Origin of the sequence: Streptomyces bobili (genome assembly GCF_002154575.1) — a bacterium.
In the GTDB taxonomy this organism is placed as follows: Bacteria; Actinomycetota; Actinomycetes; order Streptomycetales; family Streptomycetaceae; genus Streptomyces; species Streptomyces bobili.
The window spans coordinates 1-860 of the sequence record NZ_MUBA01000188.1; the positions used below are offsets into that span (position 1 = coordinate 1).

Below are 860 nucleotides of genomic sequence, written 5' to 3' on the forward strand. Positions count from 1 at the left end.
TGCGGGGATACGTGCCGGCGGACGCCAGCCAGGCGGCGCCGTCCGCGGTGACTCCGGCGGTGTCGCGGTGGTCGGTGTCGGGGGCGTCCCATGTGCTGCTCATACCGCCAAGATCTACAGGCCGTGAGTGTCCGATTCCACTGTGTTGCGGAAAATGGGGACACGAGGCGACCGGAGGCACTATCTTGCCCACCTGGCATATGCCGAAAGCCTGACGCAAAGTGATCGACGTGGTCTCGCGGCCGGGTCACACGGGGTCGGCGTGCCCGAGTCCCTCGGCGTCGCCGCGCATCAGGTCTCGCCCGAACTCGACCATCTTCTTCGCGTAGGCCTCGGTCCACTCGGCCCGGTCCGCGATGTCCGCCGCCGTCAGCCGGTCGAACCGGCGCGGATCGGCGAGCTGAGCCGCCGCCATGGCCTGAAACTCCATCGCCCGGTCCGCCGCCGCCCGGAAGGCCTGCGTCAGCTCCGTGGCGCGCGTCAGCAGCGCCCCGGGGTCGTCTATCGACTCCAGGTCGAAGAAGTGCTCCGGATCACCGGCCGCCTCGGCGGGCTCGAAGAGCAGGGGCGCGGGGCGTAGCCGCGGTTCGTTCCGACCCGGCGTGTGCTCCGCCATGTCTTCTCCTCCTCGTACGGACGTGATGGCTCCACCGGCAAGCGGACCACCCTCCATTGTCCCCCGACGACGCAAGGGGGCCGGGCCCCCGGCCTTCTCAAGCGATGCGCCCCCGGCGATGTTCCCCAGCCATGAGCACATCCAAGCCACCTGGACCGACCGGAGTTCGTCGCACCTCACGGCGTCCAGGCCACCCGGTGCTCCGCCAGGTGCGCCAGAACGGCGTGGTTCGCTTCCCAGCCGT

General features: G+C 70.0%; 1 protein-coding gene. It reads right to left on the minus strand.

Annotated elements, in window-relative coordinates; all coding sequences use genetic code 11:
* Nucleotides 1-247: 247 nt before the first annotated feature.
* Nucleotides 248-616: a hypothetical protein gene (locus BZL64_RS15955; protein ID WP_086769854.1), complete on the minus strand. Its 369-nt coding sequence runs from the start codon at nt 614-616 to the stop codon at nt 248-250.
* Between the last annotated feature and the right edge of the window lie 244 nt (nt 617-860).

Excerpts from the sequence above, each read along its gene's own strand:
- BZL64_RS15955 (WP_086769854.1), bottom strand. The coding sequence starts at position 616 with ATGGCGGAGCACACGCCGGGTCGGAACGAACCGCGGCTACGCCCCGCG.